14 protein-coding genes and 1 pseudogene are annotated in these 14,703 nt (G+C 71.7%); 7 read left to right on the forward strand and 8 right to left on the reverse strand.

The features are described from left to right. The first annotated feature begins 2 nt into the window (after window positions 1-2). The 3 genes from ACGFX9_RS09630 (at window position 3) to ACGFX9_RS09640 (ending at window position 2,489) form a co-directional block, all read left to right on the forward strand. Window positions 3-1,277, forward strand: a complete 1,275-nt coding sequence (locus tag ACGFX9_RS09630) for a helix-turn-helix domain-containing protein (RefSeq protein ID WP_393467349.1) — start codon at window positions 3-5, stop codon at window positions 1,275-1,277. A 166-nt stretch (window positions 1,278-1,443) separates the two neighbouring features. After that, a complete protein-coding gene (locus ACGFX9_RS09635) occupies window positions 1,444-2,037 on the forward strand; it encodes a hypothetical protein (protein ID WP_393467352.1) in 594 nt (197 codons plus the stop codon). 5 nt (window positions 2,038-2,042) lie between these two features. Then, entirely contained in the window at window positions 2,043-2,489 is a 447-nt protein-coding gene (locus ACGFX9_RS09640; RefSeq protein WP_393467355.1) for a hypothetical protein, read from the forward strand. Here ACGFX9_RS09640 and ACGFX9_RS09645 read toward each other — a convergent pair. The 3 genes from ACGFX9_RS09645 to ACGFX9_RS09655 form a co-directional block, all read right to left on the reverse strand. Beyond that, window positions 2,486-3,142 carry a class I SAM-dependent methyltransferase gene (locus ACGFX9_RS09645; RefSeq protein ID WP_393467358.1) on the reverse strand — a complete coding sequence of 219 codons (657 nt, stop codon included), beginning with the start codon at window positions 3,140-3,142 and terminating at the stop codon, window positions 2,486-2,488. The two genes, ACGFX9_RS09640 and ACGFX9_RS09645, sit on opposite strands and share 4 nt — an antisense overlap. Before the next feature lie 99 nt (window positions 3,143-3,241). Beyond that, window positions 3,242-3,841, reverse strand: coding sequence for a DUF2867 domain-containing protein (locus ACGFX9_RS09650; RefSeq protein WP_393467361.1), 600 nt, complete (start codon window positions 3,839-3,841; stop codon window positions 3,242-3,244). Continuing rightward, window positions 3,838-4,482: a TetR/AcrR family transcriptional regulator gene (locus tag ACGFX9_RS09655; protein WP_393467364.1), complete on the reverse strand. Its 645-nt coding sequence runs from the start codon at window positions 4,480-4,482 to the stop codon at window positions 3,838-3,840. The genes ACGFX9_RS09650 and ACGFX9_RS09655 overlap by 4 nt, the downstream gene beginning before the upstream one ends. Before the next feature lie 90 nt (window positions 4,483-4,572). Between ACGFX9_RS09655 and ACGFX9_RS09660 the strand changes: the two genes are divergently transcribed. Next, window positions 4,573-4,851, forward strand: coding sequence for an antibiotic biosynthesis monooxygenase (locus ACGFX9_RS09660; RefSeq protein ID WP_393467366.1), 279 nt, complete (start codon window positions 4,573-4,575; stop codon window positions 4,849-4,851). Window positions 4,852-4,893: 42 nt separating this feature from the next. Here the strand turns inward: ACGFX9_RS09660 and ACGFX9_RS09665 are convergent, their stop codons facing one another. Further along, window positions 4,894-5,502 (reverse strand): TetR/AcrR family transcriptional regulator, encoded by a 609-nt coding sequence (locus tag ACGFX9_RS09665; RefSeq protein ID WP_393467369.1) that lies wholly within the window; start codon window positions 5,500-5,502, stop codon window positions 4,894-4,896. Between the two features lie 121 nt (window positions 5,503-5,623). Here ACGFX9_RS09665 and ACGFX9_RS09670 point away from each other — a divergent pair, with 121 nt between their 5' ends. Further along, window positions 5,624-7,096 (forward strand): cytochrome P450, encoded by a 1,473-nt coding sequence (locus ACGFX9_RS09670; protein WP_393467372.1) that lies wholly within the window; start codon window positions 5,624-5,626, stop codon window positions 7,094-7,096. A 376-nt stretch (window positions 7,097-7,472) separates the two neighbouring features. Here ACGFX9_RS09670 and ACGFX9_RS09675 read toward each other — a convergent pair. Both ACGFX9_RS09675 and ACGFX9_RS09680 read right to left on the reverse strand, forming a co-directional pair. Continuing rightward, a pseudogene (locus ACGFX9_RS09675) lies at window positions 7,473-7,697 on the reverse strand (hypothetical protein); the annotation flags it as partial. Window positions 7,698-7,762: 65 nt separating this feature from the next. Continuing rightward, window positions 7,763-8,332 (reverse strand): TetR/AcrR family transcriptional regulator, encoded by a 570-nt coding sequence (locus ACGFX9_RS09680; protein ID WP_393468323.1) that lies wholly within the window; start codon window positions 8,330-8,332, stop codon window positions 7,763-7,765. A 215-nt stretch (window positions 8,333-8,547) separates the two neighbouring features. On the opposite strand from ACGFX9_RS09680, the gene ACGFX9_RS09685 reads away from it, so the two are divergent. Next, window positions 8,548-10,020: a purine-cytosine permease family protein gene (locus ACGFX9_RS09685; RefSeq protein WP_393467375.1), complete on the forward strand. Its 1,473-nt coding sequence runs from the start codon at window positions 8,548-8,550 to the stop codon at window positions 10,018-10,020. Window positions 10,021-10,084: 64 nt separating this feature from the next. Then, on the forward strand, window positions 10,085-11,758 hold the full coding sequence (locus ACGFX9_RS09690; protein ID WP_393467378.1) for an amidohydrolase: 1,674 nt from the start codon (window positions 10,085-10,087) through the stop codon (window positions 11,756-11,758). Window positions 11,759-11,791: 33 nt separating this feature from the next. On the opposite strand, the gene ACGFX9_RS09695 is transcribed toward ACGFX9_RS09690, so the two are convergent. Both ACGFX9_RS09695 and ACGFX9_RS09700 read right to left on the reverse strand, forming a co-directional pair. Next, window positions 11,792-13,675, reverse strand: a complete 1,884-nt coding sequence (locus ACGFX9_RS09695; RefSeq protein WP_393467381.1) for a DUF2264 domain-containing protein — start codon at window positions 13,673-13,675, stop codon at window positions 11,792-11,794. Continuing rightward, window positions 13,672-14,688 carry a hydroxyacid dehydrogenase gene (locus tag ACGFX9_RS09700; RefSeq protein WP_393467385.1) on the reverse strand — a complete coding sequence of 339 codons (1,017 nt, stop codon included), beginning with the start codon at window positions 14,686-14,688 and terminating at the stop codon, window positions 13,672-13,674. Before ACGFX9_RS09700 ends, ACGFX9_RS09695 begins: the two co-directional genes overlap by 4 nt. Between the last annotated feature and the right edge of the window lie 15 nt (window positions 14,689-14,703).

A 14,703-nucleotide genomic window follows, 5' to 3' on the forward strand; every position in this document is an offset into this window, starting at 1 on the left:
CCATGGTGAACGGTTCGACGCTGCCGCCCGGCATACCGCCGGCGGGCACCCCCGCACCCGGGTCCGCGTCCGCGGGCGGACCGGCAGAGGAGTCGTACGCCGCGTTCATGGCCTTTCCCTCGGGCCTCCACGATCACCTGAGGCCGTTCCTCGACGACATCACCTCGGAGGTGGTGCGGGCGATCCGCACGGAGATACCGGAGTACGCGCGCCCGACCGACGACACATACATGCACGTCGTGAACCGGGGCGTGGAGCAGGCCCTGGAGGGGTTCCTGGCCCGGATGGCCCACCCGGCCACCGACTGGGAGTCCGTGAAGGCCACCTACCAGAACATCGGCAGGGGCGAGGCCGACGAGGGCCGCAGCCTCGACTCCTTCCAGTCGGCGCTGCGCCTCGGCGCGCGCGTCACCTGGCGCAGGGTCAACGCCCTCGTCGACGCCGACCTGCTGCCGCGCCATGTGCTCGCCGCCTTCGGCGAGGCCCTGTTCCTGCACCTTGACGAGATGGCCGCTGCGACGACCGCGGGATACACCGAGGCCCGGCTGCACGCGGCGGGCGAGTTACAGCAGCGCCGCTCGCGCCTCATCGACCTGCTGACCGCCGATCCGCCCGCCTCCCCGGAGGCCATCGCGGATCTCGCGCAGACCGCCCAGTGGTCCATCCCGCGCGAGGTGGCCGTCGTCGTCATCGACCATGTCCTCACTCCGGAGACCATCCGGCCCATCGTGCCGCCGGAGTTCCTCGCGCGCTTCTCCGAGCAGCCGGGCTGCGTCGTCGTGCCCGACCCGGAGGGCCCCGGCCGGGCCCGTTCGATCGCCGCCGCCCTCCAGGGGCTGCGTGCGGTGATCGGCCCGACGGTCGCGCTGCACGCGGGCGCGCGCTCGCTGCGCTGGGCACTCGACGCCATGGAGCTGTCCCGGCGCGGCATCCTGCCCCGGGCGGGCCTGCTGCACTGCGCGGACCATCTGGCGACGCTGCTGCTCTTCCAGGACGAGGCCCTGATCGACGCGCTCGTCCAGCGGCATCTGCTGCCCCTGGAGGAGGTGCGCTCGCCGCAGCGGGAGCGCCTGGCGGAGACCCTGCTGTGCTGGCTGCGGTGCGGGCACAACGCGAGCGAGGTGGCCACGCGCCTCGCCGTGCATCCGCAGACGGTCCGCTACCGCCTGCGGCAACTGGACGAGGTGTTCGGCGACCGGCTGCACGATCCGGCGGCGCAGTTCGAGATGCAGCTTGCGCTGCACGCGCTGAGCCTGCGACCGGCCACCACGGGGTGAGGCCGGCCGGGGAGCGGTGACGCGGGGTGCGCGCAGTGTGATCCGGGGGCGTCCCACCATGGTCCGGGCACGTCACCCGGACGCGCCGCAAGGCCACCCGCCCGGGGCCGTGACCGAGCCGTAATGTCCCCTTCACCCCAACCCCCAGGCGAAGGAGAGTTCTTACGTGCGTGCCCGTCCCATGGCCGCTGCCGCCCCGCCCCGCCCACGACTCCTCCCCCGGCTCGTGGTCCTCTTCCTCCTCCCCCTGCTCACCACTCTCAGCGGAACCCTCCTCACCCCCGCACACGCCCATGCGGACGCCCTGACGCCGGACTCCCCGTCCGTCACCAGGATCCTGGCCCCGCCGCCCGCACTCGATGAGGCGTGCACCAGCAAGGACGCCGCGGTCTGCCTGATCCGGCAGATGACCCCGGAGGAACGGGAGCAGGCACGCGAGGTCCGGCTGCGCTACCACCGGCTCCTGGACACCATGGAGCGGGTGGCGGACCGTATGCACGAGGAAGGACGCTCCGACGAGGAGATCGCCCGCGTCCTCGTCGACATGCGCAACGAGGCCAAGGACATCACCCGTGCCGGGATGTCGCCGGAGGCGGTACAGGCCCTGGAGCAGCGGAACATGGAGAAGTACGGCAACCCGCTCGGCCCGACGGCTGACCAGCAGTTCGCCAAGTACGGCAGCTGGGCCAAGGTCATCGAGGCGGCCACGCGCACCAGCGCCGCCGTCGACAAGGAACTCGGCATCCCGCCGCGCGTCTGACCTCCATGCTGCTTCAGGATTACGACCGCCACGGCCGGACGTGGGCCCTCGACCCCCGCACGGGGCTCGTCTCCCCCGCGTCCGGCCGTTGCCACGGCTTCGTCCACGTGGGCGAGGAGGTGGCAGCGGCGCTGTACGCGGACCCGCTCGCGGCGGAGGCGGTCCTCTGGTTCCAGTACGGCCAACTGCGCTGGGACTGCGCGACGGTGACGGTCCACCAGGCCTCCGAGCGGGACGGCTCCCGTAGCTTCACGGTCGAGGAAGCGTGCGGAACGGCACTCGAACTCCGTTACCCCGCACCGGATCCCGGCCCCTTCGACCCGTCCTACGACTGGATCGACGCCGAGGCGGACGACTTCTTCCTCTGGGTGGCGGGCCGCCTGACGGACGCGGACGCCACCGCACCGGGCACGCTCCTCGCACACTTCCGGGCCGGTTTCCTTCCCGGCTAGATCCCCAAGGCCTTACGGGCGAGCAGGTGAACCTCCTGGAACTGCCGGCGGTCGGTGGGCTGAGGCTCGCGGACCATCCGGGCCACCTCGGCCAACCCGGCCTCGCGCAGCAGCGCGGCGAGGTGATCAGGCCACCACCGGTAGGCAGGTGCGACGGCGTGATCGAAGGCCTGTGTCGGGTGAGAGGAATCCTCGCTCGCCGAAAAGCCGATCAGAAGGTGGCCGCCGGGCGCCAGCACGCGGTGGAACTCGGCCAAGACGGCGGGGAGTTCCTGCGGCGGGGTGTGGATGACGGACCACCGTGAGAGTACGCCGCCCAGCACGCCGTCAGCGATGTTCAACGCGGCCATCGAGCCCACGTCGAACCGCAGGGCCGGGTAGGCCTCGCGAGCCAACTCGATCATTGCGGGAGAGGCATCCACGCCGAAGGCCGTCAGACCCAACTCACCTATATACGCGGTGATATGGCCGGGACCGCACCCCAAGTCCGCGACCCGGCCGTCCCCGCTCGCACGTGCCACCTCGGCGAAGGCACCCAAGATCGCGCGGTCCAGCGGGCTGTCACGCAGCGAGTCGCGGAAGAGCTGCGCATAGGTGAGGGAAGCATCGTCGTAGGCATCGCGGGTGGCACTGAGGGCATCGTGTTCGACCATGCTCGCGACAGTAACCCCTGAACTCCTGGCGCTGAGGCGAGCCGAAGAGATCACGCTCTTCCAACTCCGCCCACGGTCCCGGATCGCCCGCCCACGGCCTCAGATCGTCGGCTGCCCCCCGGCGCCCGCTTGCCACGAGCGCTCGATCTCCCGCATCAGCGCCGGGTAGACGATCCACAGCCGGAACGGCTTGATCGCGGCCATGTAGGCGGCGCCGAACCGGCCGTTCGGCTTCACCAGGACCGTCATCCGGCCGCGGTAGCCGCCGGATTCGTCAGGCACCCAGCCCATGTGCAGCACCGCGTGCACGGTGCCGTTGGCCAGCTCCGCCGCCCACTCGTCCTTGAGCAGATACACCGGGGAGAACGGGAACGTGGCGGACTCCGGGCCCTTCGGGGCCTCCCGCATGTCGTCCGGCAGCCGGTCACGGAGCGAGGCCGCCCGAGCGCCCAGGCCCGCCTTCGGGCGGTCCCAGCCGAGCACCGCGCCGATCTTCCAGCGGGCCGCCCACACCACGCGGACGATGAGCGGCGCTCCCTCGGGGAAGTTGTTGCCCGAGACGGTCTGCTCCACCAGCCGGGGAAGGTCGTCGGGGCCGCCCGGTGTGGGCAGCGCCCACACGTCCTCCACGTGGAAGTCGGGGGCTATCTCATGGATGCGCCAGGGGCGTGACGTATGCGCGGTCTTCGGCAGCCTCATTGCTCAACCTCCGTGTCGCTGTACGTGCGGGAAGGCGGCAGGCCCAACAGCCCCCGGATCGCCCTTTCGACGAGTTCGACGTCATGGGGGGCGTGCCCGGCGACGCTGCTCACCAGGCCTTCGAGGGTGCCGAGGTAGGCGAGCGCGACCTCCCGGGGCGGCGGTCCCGGCGGGATGGCCCCACTCTTCCGTCCGGCGGCGATCCGGTCGGCGACCTGGGTGGCGAGCCGGCCGAGGACTCCGGTGATCGCGCGGCCGACGGCGTGGTCCTGCCCGGCGAACTCGACCGACAGCGCCCTCATCACGCGGGCCACGTCACGGCGGCAGTAGACGGCGTGCCCCCGCCCCATCGCGAGCAGCGACGCGACGGGGTCGGCCTCATCGGCGGCGGGCCCGCCGACCTCGGCCGCCCAGGTCTCCTCGACCCACTGCACCACGGCGAGCGCCAGGTCCTCCTTGTTGGCGAACAGGTGGTAGAGAGCGCCGCGCGTGTAACCCGCCTCTGCCGCCACCCGTTCGAGCGCCACATTGCCGTACCCGTACGTGGAAAACCCTCGCGCCGCGGACTCCAGGAGCGCACTCCTGGTCCGGGCACGCCGGTCCGCCTGCTTCTCGCGAGGACGCTCCGGTCCCGCCGTCATCGACGCCCAACTCCACATACAGACATGTATGTAGGTTACGTTGAGCCCACGCAGTGCCGCAATACGAGCTGATCTCACAAGGAGAGCTTCATGAAGGTGGGCATGGTCGCGAACCACTATCCGCACGCCGCGTACCGCGAGGAGTTCATCTCCCGCGTGCAGCGGGTCGCCGAGGAGTTCCGGCGGACCCCGGGATGTCTGTCGGCCGAGTGCTGGGTGTCCGACGACGCGGTGGTCTCCATCGTCCAATGGGAGTCCGATGACGCCTTCGCGGCGTCGTTCGCCGCCGTCAAGGCGGCCGGTCTCGACCTCGACCACGACGAGCGCGAATCACGCCCGCGCGAGATACGCCGCCTCACGGCGGCCTGACCTCTCAGACAGCTCGCCGGGAACCTCTCGGCACGACCCGTCTCACGGCGCGATCGCGCCGAGCAACGCCCTCGCGCACAGGTCCCGTACCTGCGCGCGGGGCAGTTCCGGCTCATCGAGCCACTCCAGGCAGACGGCCACCATGAACGCGAGCCAGCCGCGCACCGCGAGGCGGAGGGTCGGCGCGTCGTGCGGGCTCGACGCCGTTTCCGGGTCCGCGGCCAGGGCCTGAAGGATCTGGTCCTCGTGGGCCGCGAGGCCTTCGCGGTAGATCCCGCGCACGGTGGCGTCGCCCGTCTCCTCCGCGCGATGGAAGGCGCGAAAGCCTTCCGCGTGCGATTCGACGTACGCGAGGAACGTGTCGAGGCCCGTGCCGATCTGCTCCCGGACCGGGACCCCCGGAACGGCAGCCGTCAGGCGCAGCATGCGCCGGCTCTCGCGCTGCACGACCGCGGCGAAGAAGTCGCTCTTGGTCGGGAAATAGTGGTACAGCAGGCCGCGTGAGACGCCCGCGATCTCCGCCACCCGCTCGACCCAGACATCGTCGTACGGGTTCTGCGCGAAGAGCCGCGCGCCTGCCGAGAGCAGCTGCTCCCTGCGCTCCTCCGTGCTGAGCCTGCGGCGCGTGCGCTCCTGCGGGTTCGCGGCCATGGCAGCACCTTACTTGACGTGGATTCAATAGCGGGACCAGACTGGGATCCCTTATTGAATCCACGTACAACACCGCGTACGACTGGCTCAACGGGTCTGCGGCACAAGGGAGATGGCACACATGGCGCAGGTGTCGCAGACTTCGCAGGTGACAGGGGGCGCCGAACCCCTCAAGGGTTTCCGCAGCGCCGAGCTCGGCTGGCCGCGCCTCGACCTCATTCCGCATCCGCCCCGCCGCCTGCCGCTGGTCGGCGACCTCCTCGGCGCCCATGTCCGTACGCCCGTGCAGGACTCGATGCGGATCGGCAGCAGCCTGGGCCCCATATTCCGCCGCAAGGCCTTCGGCAAGGAGATCGTCTTCGTCTGGGGCGCCGAACTCGCGGCCGAGCTCGCCGACGAGTCGCGGTTCGCCAAGCATGTGGGGCTCGGGGTCGCCAATCTGCGGCCGGTCGCCGGTGACGGGCTCTTCACCGCGTACAACCACGAGCCCAACTGGCAGCTCGCCCACGACATCCTCGCGCCGGGCTTCAGCCGGGACGCGATGGCCGGCTACCACCCCCTGATGCTGGACGTCGCCCGGCAGCTGACGGCCCGCTGGGACGCGAGCGAGTCGGCGGGCGACTCCGTGGACGTGCCCGGCGACATGACGAAGCTGACCCTGGAGACGATCGCCCGCACCGGCTTCGGGCACGACTTCGGTTCCTTCGAGCGGCCTCGGCCGCACCCCTTCGTGACGGCCATGGTCGGCACGCTCTCCTACGCCCAGCGCCGCAACGTCGTGCCGCCCGCGCTCGCCCCGCTGCTGCTGCGCGGCGCCACCAAACGCAACGCCGCCGACATGGCCTACCTCAACCGCACCGTCGACGACGTGGTCGCGGCCCGCCGTGCCGCGTCAGGTCCGGGCGAGGGCGACCTGCTCGACCGGATGCTGGAGGTCGCCCACCCCGACACGGGCGAGCGGCTCTCCGCCGAGAACATCCGCCGCCAGGTCATCACCTTCCTGGTCGCCGGGCACGAGACCACCTCGGGCGCCCTGTCGTTCGCCCTGCACTATCTGTCGCGCTCCCCCGAAGTCCTGGCCCGCGCGCAGGCGGAGGTCGACGAGGTCTGGGGCGACACCGAAGAGCCCGCGTACGAACAGGTCGCCAAGCTCCGCTATCTGCGCCGCGTCCTCGACGAGTCGCTGCGGCTGTGGCCGACGGCTCCCGGCTTCTCCCGGCAGGCCCTGCACGACACCACCATCGGCGGAACGCATCCCGTGCGCGCGGGCGCGTGGGCGCTGGTCCTCGCCACGCTGCTGCACCGCGATCCGGCGGCGTGGGGCGATCGGCCCGAGGAGTTCGACCCCGACCGGTTCGCCCCTTCGGCCGTACGGGCGCGGCCCGCGCATGTCTTCAAGCCGTTCGGCACCGGGGCGCGGGCCTGCATCGGCCGTCAGTTCGCGCTGCACGAGGCGACGTTGGTCCTCGGGCTTCTCCTGCGCCGTTACGACCTGCACGCCGATCCGGGCTACCGCCTGCGCGTCGCCGAGCGCCTCACGCTCATGCCGGAGGGGCTCACTCTGCGGCTCGGTCGCCGCGCCCCGGCCGCGTAGGAGGTCGATTGTCAGACCCGTGCGCAAGAGTGGAGGGTCCACCGGTGCGAACCATCGGACCGTCCGGCCCCGCGCAGAGGAGCTCTCGACATGACCGGCACGCCGTCCCCTGAACTGGCCGCGGCCCAGGCCTGCTTGCGGCTGCTGCACACCGCACGCGCCGCGCTGTCAGGCCCCTCCCCTGCCGCGGCGGCGTCGCTGCTCGCCGGGCCCATCGCGGAGGCGGACGAAGCGCTGCGCCGCGCGGGCCTTACGGGCAACGAGGCCGCACTCCTGGACAGGATCTACGACCTTGGGCCCGCTAGTTCCGCTCCTTCGACTCCTTCGGCTCCTTCGACTCCTTCGGCTCCTTCGGCTCCTTCGACTCCTTCGGCTTCCAGGTGAACTTGTCGCCGCCCACCCAGCGCACCAGGTCCGGGTCGTCCACGTCGTGCACGACGACGCCCACCTGAGCCGCCACCTCCAGGACGTCGACGAGCTCCCTCGCCTCGCCGACCACCTCGCCGTCGAGCTCCACGATGCGGAAGGGTGGCCGGCCGGGGTTGACGCCAAGGACCGTGATCCGAGGGTTCGCCATATGGAGGTTCGCGCTTTCGGTCATGTCTGCAGGCTTCCACGCTCCGGCTCCGTCATGACCATCACGACCTGCCCGTTCGGCCGCTCGGGCTACGTACCGGTCGGCTCGGGCCGCGCCACGAGCCGCTCGGCCGCCGAGCGCGCCGAGGCCAGGGCCGCCCTGCGGTCCGCGCCGCGCTGCCCGAGGACGACCCGGGTGCTCAGGCCGTCGAGGAGCGCCAGGAGTTCACCGGCGCGGCCCGCGGCGTCGTCCACCGCGAAGGCCTCCTGCGCGGCGCCCTGGCCGAGCAGCGTCTCCAGGTCCGTCTGCCAGCCGCGGTCCAGATCGTCCTGGGCCGCGCGCAGCGGCTCGTTCGCGCCGGCCCGCGCCCAGAGCTCGATCCACAGCATCCAGCGGGGGTCGCGCGGCCCCTTGGGCAGGTACATCCGCAGGAACCGGTCGAGCTTGCGCGCGGGCGCCGCCCGGCCCGCGAGCAGCGCGCGCCGTTCCTCGGTGAGCGCGGCCTCGCTCCAGCGCAGCGCCTCCAGGAGCAGGCGGTCCTTGCTGCCGAAGTAGTACAGGATGTGGCCGCCGCTGGTGCCAAGGCGGTCGGCGAGCGCGGACATGGTGAGTGCGGCGAGGCCGTTCTCGGCGATCGCCGTCATCGCCTCCTCCAGCATCCGGTCCCGCGCGACCTGCCCGTCCCGCCGTCGTGCCACACCTGCTCCCGTTCCGCGCCCCGCCTCTGGCTCCACCCCGCCGACCCTATCCCCGGCGCCCATCGCAGATTTCCTCCAGGGTCTTGACGGCCCCCTGACCCATGCCCCATTTTGAATGCCGTTCTAGGTAATAGAACGGCATTCAAAGTCTGGGTGCCGGAGAGTGAGGTGCCCGCATGGCGCGACAGACCCCGGTTCCCCCCGGAACAGAGGCAGGGACCCCAGCCGGAAGGACAGCAGCGGCGTCCACCGGAATCGGCACGGGAGTCACCAGCGACGAGGTGTTCCGGGTCGAGACCCACGGCATCGACCCGATTCCGGAGGAGGACCGGCACGGCAGCGCCAAGGATCTGTTCTGGCTCTGGTTCGGCTCCAACCTGACCTTCACCTACGTCATCAACGGCGCCCTCGCCGTCAGTTTCGGGCTCAACTTCTGGCAGGCCACCGCCGTGGTCGTGATCGGCGGGCTCTCCTTCTTCGCCATCAGCGCGGCCGGCCTGAGCGGCATCCGCACCGGCACCGCCACCCTCGTCATCTCCCGCGCCGTCTTCGGTGTCCTCGGAAACTTCCCCGCCGGGCTGCTCAACTGGGTGGTCTCCATCGGCTACACCATCGTCAACACCGTGGTCGGCACGCTCGCGCTCGAAGCCCTGTTCAGCGATCTCGGCTGGGCGGGCGGCGACGCGGCACGCGCCCTCGCACTCGCCGTGACCCTCGCGATGACCTTCGCGGTGGCCATGTGGGGGCACGCCACCGTGCAGCTCGCCGAACGCTGGATGGCGTACGTACTGGCCGCAGGCTTCGGGGTGCTGCTCGTCTTCGTGCTGCCCGACGCCCGGTTCGGTGCGGCGGCGGGTGGTGGCGCGGGCTTCTCCGGCTGGACGCTCGCATTCGTGGTGATGCTCGCGGGGCCGTTCTCGTATCTGCCGATGCCCGCCGACTACACCCGCTATCTGCCGCGCGACACCTCGCTGCGCTCGATCACCGTCACCGGAGCACTCGGCGGCCTCGTCTCGTCGGTGGCGCTCGGCGTCGCGGGGGTCGCCGCTGCGACGCAGGCCGACATGACGGACGCCGTGGCCGGGGTGGAGAAGCTGCTCCCGGGGTGGTTCCAGCCGGTGTTCCTGCTGCTCGTGCTCGGTGGCTCGGTCACCAACTCGATCCTGACGCTCTACTCCTCCAGCCTCAACCTCCAGGTCCTCGGCATCCCCTGGAGCCGCGCGAAGGCCATCGTCATCAGCGTCGTCGTGACGGCGCTCGGCTCGCTCGGCGCTCTCTTCCTGACCGACTTCACCGAGTCGCTCCTCAGCTTCCTCTCACTGCTGATCATCGTGTTCGCGCCGTGGGGCGGGGTCTTCCTCGCCGACATGCTGCTGCGGCGCTGTCACTACGACACCGAAGCCCTGCACACGGCGGGCCCCGGCGGGGCGTACTGGTACCGCGCCGGTTTCCACCCCGCCGGGATGGCCGCACTCGCCGCCGGGATGGCGTTCGCCGCGCTGACCTGCGACTCGGAGCTGTGGACCGGGCCTCTGGTCGCACCCCTCGGCGGCGGTGACCTCACCCTGCTCGGTTCGGTCGTGGCCGCCTTCGTGTACTGGGTGCCGGCCCGCCGCAGTGTTTCCGCTTCGCCGCCGGTCGCCACGTGAAGCAGCCATCGCGCACCTCTCGTACGACACGAACCACCCGTACCGCCCCAGGAGTTCACCTCTCATGACCAGCACCACCCCCACTCCCTGCCCCGTCGATCTCGTCCTGCGCGACGCCCGCATCCACACCGTCGACCAGGATCTCCCCTCGGCCGAGGCGATGGCCGTACGGGACGGGCGCATCGTCTGGCTCGGACCCGACAGCGAGGCGGACTCCTGGACCGGCGCGAAAACCCGCGTCGTCGAAGGCGGCGGGCGCCTGGTCCTGCCCGGCTTCATCGACGCCCACAACCACGTGCGCCTCGGCTCCGACGAAGCCTGCGTCCAGCTCGCCGGGGCCCGTACCCTCGACGAGATCCATGCCCGTATCCGCGCCTGGCTGGCCCAGAATCCTGGCGCCGAGTGGATCGAGGCCGAGGCTTTCGACTACTCCGCGATCCCCTGCGGCCGTATGCCGAACGCGGCCGACCTCGACCCCGTCACCGGCGACACCCCAGCCTTCGTCCTGAGTTACGACGTCCACACCGCCTGGCTCAACACGGCCGCCCTGCGTCGTCTCGGCGTCGATCGCGGTCATACGTCGCTGCCGTTCGGCCGCGCGGAGACCGACCCGGCGACCGGCGAACCCACCGGTTTCATCAAGGACTTCGCGGTCAGGGGGCTCTCCCGCGACGGCCACCGGGCGCTGCGCGAGCTCGGTCTGCCGTGGGCGTCGCCCGACCGGCAGTACGGGCGCCTCGCCAAGAGCCTGGACGACGCGATCGGCTACGGCATCACCACGGTGGTCGAACCGCAGAACTCCCTGGACGACCTGGAGCTGTTCACCCGCGCCCGCGCGGAGGGGCGGCTGCGTTCACGCGTCGTCGCCGCGCTCTTCCATCCGCGCGGCACATCCGAGGCGGATCTGGACGACTTCGCGGCGGCAGCGCGGCGGTTCGCGGACGACCGGCTGCGGGTCGGGCCGCTGAAGCTGTACATCGACGATGTCGTCGAGCCTCGCACTGCCGCGCTGCTCGAACCGTACGTGGGCTGCGGACAGCACCGGGGTGAGACCTTCTACCCCGCGCACGAGTTCGCCGGGCTGCTCGCCGAGCTGGACGCCCGCGGCTTCCAGTGCTTCGTGCACGCCACCGGCGACCGCGGCATCCGCACGGTCCTCGACGCCGTCGAGCACGCCCGTGCCCTCAACGGGCCGCGCGACGCCCGCCACCAGATCGTCCACGTCGAGTGCCTGGACCCCGCCGACACCCCGCGCTTCGCCCAACTGGGCGTCGTCGCCTGTATGCAGCCGCGGCACTGTGCCCCCGAGATCGCGGGCCCCGGCAAGGACTGGGCCGAGAACGTCGGCGCCGACCGGTGGCACAAGGCCTGGCCGATGCGGAGCCTGCACGAGGCGGGGGCGGTGCTCGCGCTCTCCAGCGACTGGAACGTCGCCGAGATGGACCCGATGGCAGGCATCTACACCGCCCTGACCCGCCGCCCGCTGGGGGGCGGCGAGGCGTGGCAGCCCGGCGAGACACTCGACGTGGAGACCGCCGTGCACGGCTACACGATGGGGTCCGCGTACGCCAACTTCCTTGAGGACGAGCGGGGTTCGCTGACCGTGGGCAAGCTGGCCGACTTCGTCGTGCTTTCGCGGGACATCCTGCGGGTGCGTCCCGATGAGATCCCGGGGACGAGGGCCGAGGTCGTGGTGGTGGGCGGCGAGGTGGTGGGCGGCGAGGTGATGAGTGGCTGACCGAGCCGCTCGACCGCCATGAGCCGGGTCACGTCACCCGTGCTCCACGGCCAGCGGTGCGAAGGAGACCCGCGTCAGGGTGCCGTCGTCCGCCCACCGCACCTCCACGGTGTCTTCCGTCGCGCTCACCACGGTGGCCGCGTCGGCCAAGGGCGCGGGGTCCCGCTCGGCGCTGAGCGTGGCCACAGCGGCGTACACAGTGGTGCCTTCCGCGTCGGCCGTGAGGCGCGGCATGACGGCCCACCGGGTGAAGGCCGTGCCCTGGGGTGCGCGCTGTTCGTCCTGGCCGGTCCAGCCGTGCAGGGGGTGGAGCGCGGAGAGCAAGGACTCCTCGGGGCCCGTCGCCCAGCCCGTCTGGGTGACGCGTGCGCCACGCGGTGCGCCGACGACGCGGTGCACGCGCAGCTCGCGGTGCCCCTTGGCCACGGTCACGCTCTCCACGCTCAGCCCCGGCACCGTCGGCGGGCCGCTCACGAAGGCCGGGGTGTGCCGGGAGGCGGCCCAGCCCCAGCCGTCGCCCTGGCCTGCGCCCAGCGGATCGATGCGGAAGCGGGCGCTGCGTACACCCGCCACCTCCACCGCGAGGTGGTTGTCCGCGGTATTGCCTCGCGCCGTGGGTCCGGTCCGCGTGGAGTAGGCGTGGCGGGCGTAGAGCGGGTCCTCGTGCGCCGCCGCGTCGGCTTCGTGCGGGCGGGCGTGGTCGCTGCCGTGGTTGTGCAGCCTGACGATCCCGTCGGCGCGGGTGCTCTGCACAAGCAGGCCGGGCGCGGGCAGCGCGATGACCTGGTCCCGGCTCTCGCTCGGCGCGGGTTCCTCCGTGGCGGTCCACAGCGGGTGGGTGGCCGGGGCGAGCAGGCCGACGAACGACTTCGACGCCCAGTACGGCGACGCGGGACCCGAGTAGGACTGCAGGCTCGCCTCGTGCGGGCCGTGCCAGCCGAGGCTGAGCAGTCCGTCGTCGGTGACGGAGCCGCGGTCGAGGAAGTAGCGCAGGGTTCCGCTGAGGAGCCTGCGCGAGGTGCCGGGGGTGAGGGGCGTGTGGCCGGTGAGGGCGCCGAGGGCCACGGAGGCTCCGGCGGCGAAGCGGTAGGTCAGGGAGCGGCCGAAGTGCATCGGGGCGCCGTCCGCTCCGAAGAGGAGCCCGAAGCTCTCCAAATGTTCGTGCAGGCGAGCTCCGTGCCGCGCCAACTGGTCTTTGTCGTCGCCCAGTTGGGCGTCGAGGGTCGGGTAGAGGTGCAGCGCCCAGCCGTTGTAGTGGTCGAAGGCGCGGCCGTCCCCGTCGGCGTACCACCCCTGGCCGCGGTACCAGCCCTCCAGGAGGCCGAGGGCCCTCTCGCGGACCTGCGCCGTCTCCGCGTCGCCACGGCCCACCGATTCCAGGAACCCGGCCACGGTGTAGGGGAAGAGATACCAGTTGTTGGGTGCGGGCACGTGGCGTATCGCGCCGCGCAGCCACTGTTCCGCGCGGTCCTGTACGTCGCCGTCGAGCCGGTCCCACAGCCACGGCCGGGTGAGGCGCAGACCGAGGGCCACGGACGCGGATTCGACCATGGGCTGGCCCTGGACGTGGTGGTCGAGGATGACCGGCCAGGACTCGGCGTCGTCGCGGCCCGGTGTACGGGTGCCCGCGTCGAGCCCTTCGGCGTACCGGTCGAGCCAGCCGTGCGGGTCCTTGCCCTCGGCGCCCGCCACCCGGAACGCGGCGGCGAGGAACGTACGGGCGTATCCCTCGAGGCCGTCCGAGCGCACGCCCGACGCGGAGGGCCTTCCCGGCAGGTCGAGCAGGGCGCCGCGCGGCGTCGCCCACTTCCAGGCGGCGCCCAGGAGACCGTCGGCCGCGGCCTCCCAGTGCTCGCGCGTATAGCCGGTGTACGGGCTCATCTCCCGGTTGTCTTCGGGCAGTTGGGGGATGCTCATGCGAGGTAGGCCAGCCTTTCGCGTCGTACGGGATGGGCGAAACCGTCGCCCGCGGCCCAGCGGCCGAGTTCGGTGACGGCGAGGTCGGCGAGGCGGCCCCATTCGTTGCCCTGCGAACCGGCCAGATGGGGGGTGATCATGACGTTGTCGCACTCCCACAACGGGTGGCCGGGCGGCAGGACTTCGGGGTCCGTGACGTCCAGGACGGCCCGCACCCGGCGGGCCTGTGCGGCCTCGGTGAGGGCGTCCTGGTCGAGGACGGCGCCACGCGCCGTGTTGATGAGCACCGCGTCATGGCGCATCGAGGCGATCAGTTCGCGACCGACCAGACCACGGGTGGCGGGGAGCAGTGGAGTGTGGACGCTGACGACGTCGCTGTTCGCGAACAACTCCGCGATGCCGACCGGCTGTACGCCGAGCGCCTTGGCCTCCTCGTCGGAGACGTACGGGTCGTGCAGCAGGACGTGGAAGTCGTACGGGCGGAGCAGTTCGATGACCCGGCGGCCGATCATCGAGGCGGAGAGAATGCCGACCGTGCGGCCGTAGTTGCCCACGCCCCGCGAGAGGCCGAGCCATTCGTCGCGGCGGCGCGTGTCGTGGAACTCCCTTGCGCGCTCCACGACTTGCTTGCCCGACAGCAGGATCATGGCGACGGTGTACTCCGCGACGGGCAGCGCGTTGGCCGCCGCGGCCGACGACACCTCGATGCCTCGCTCCCAGCACTCCTGAGTGATGTGGCCGCGTACCGACCCCGCGGTGTGCACGACGGCCCGCAACCGGGGCGCGGCTGCCAGCGCGGCAGCGTCGAGGGGCGGGCAGCCCCAGCCGGTGACCAGGACCTCCACGTCCCCGAGCACGGAGCGCGCCCGCTCCGTGGTGAAGTCGTCCAGGACGGTGTCCGGCACCAGATCGCCGACCCGGCCGAGCGCGGCCAGGGCCTCGGAGGTGATCACGGCCGTCGCCGCGTCCCGCGCCATCGCGAGGGCGGTTCGCGGGCGGTGGCTGCCGTTCATGGGTGTGTTCCCTTT

Source organism: Streptomyces sp. NPDC048436 (genome assembly GCF_043200355.1).
Classification (GTDB): domain Bacteria; phylum Actinomycetota; class Actinomycetes; order Streptomycetales; family Streptomycetaceae; genus Streptomyces.